Below are 976 nucleotides of genomic sequence, written 5' to 3'. Positions count from 1 at the left end.
ACCTGAACTCGGGATAAGAAATGTTGAACTAATAGCCCTCCAAGTGATCGGATCTTTCGACCAAGAGAAACCCCATCACACCGGAGGGCCTATGCATAAATTAGTGGAAGTGTTTTGCGATGTCGATGATTTTTGCGCTGTTTTCATTCCAGAATGGGAAAAAACGCTGTTAACCGATGGTACACGCAAGCGTCAACGCCCTGGCCGTATGACGATGAGCGAAGTGATGACCATCATCATACTTTTTCAGATGTCTCACCACCGTGATTTCAAGAACTTCTACATCGGCTATCTGGCCCATTTCTACAAATCCGCTTTTCCTAATTTACTCAGCTATACCCGCTTTCTTGAGGTGATGCCCACTGCTTTAGTGCCGCTTTGCAGTTACTTTGCCAGCCTCAAGAGTGACCCCACTGGCATCGAATTTGTTGATTCAACCTGCATCAAAGTGTGTCATAACCTACGTATTCATCGCCATAAAACCTTGGCGGGACTGGCGTGCAGAGGTAAAGGCACCATGGGGTGGTTCTATGGCTTTAAGCTGCATTTGATTGTGAATCATCAAGGCGGAATAGTGGCGGCCAAAGTGACCCCAGCGAATGTACATGACACAAAACTGGTGAACGAGATGGTGCACAGTGACATGAATAAACTCTATGCAGATAAAGGGTATATCAGTAAAGCACTGTCCAGTGAATTGCTGGAGAAAGGCATCACACTGGTGACAAACGTGCGTAAGAATATGAAAGTAAAAGCGATGTCGTTGTGGGATAGAGCGATGCTGTCTAGACGTTTCATCATAGAAACCATCAACGACCAGTTAAAAAACATCTCTCAAATAGAGCACTCTAGACACCGCAGCGTACATGGTTTTATGCTCAACATGATTGCGGGACTCATCGCCTATCAATTGAAAGACAATAAGCCACAACTGAACATCACTAACGCAGAGTTTAATGCTATTACAGTTATGGCT

Annotated in this window: 1 protein-coding gene; it reads left to right on the top strand. The window is 45.0% G+C overall.

Annotated features, from left to right (window positions below):
* Nucleotides 1-91: 91 nt before the first annotated feature.
* A partial coding sequence (locus L5M11_RS23790; RefSeq protein WP_263193457.1) for an IS982 family transposase occupies nt 92-976 on the top strand: 885 nt, incomplete at its 3' end.

The organism is Shewanella sp. SM87 (assembly GCF_025653705.1).
Taxonomy (GTDB): domain Bacteria; phylum Pseudomonadota; class Gammaproteobacteria; order Enterobacterales; family Shewanellaceae; genus Shewanella; species Shewanella oncorhynchi.
The sequence above is the reverse complement of the archived record's forward strand: the minus strand, read 5'-3'. Positions and strand labels throughout refer to the sequence as shown.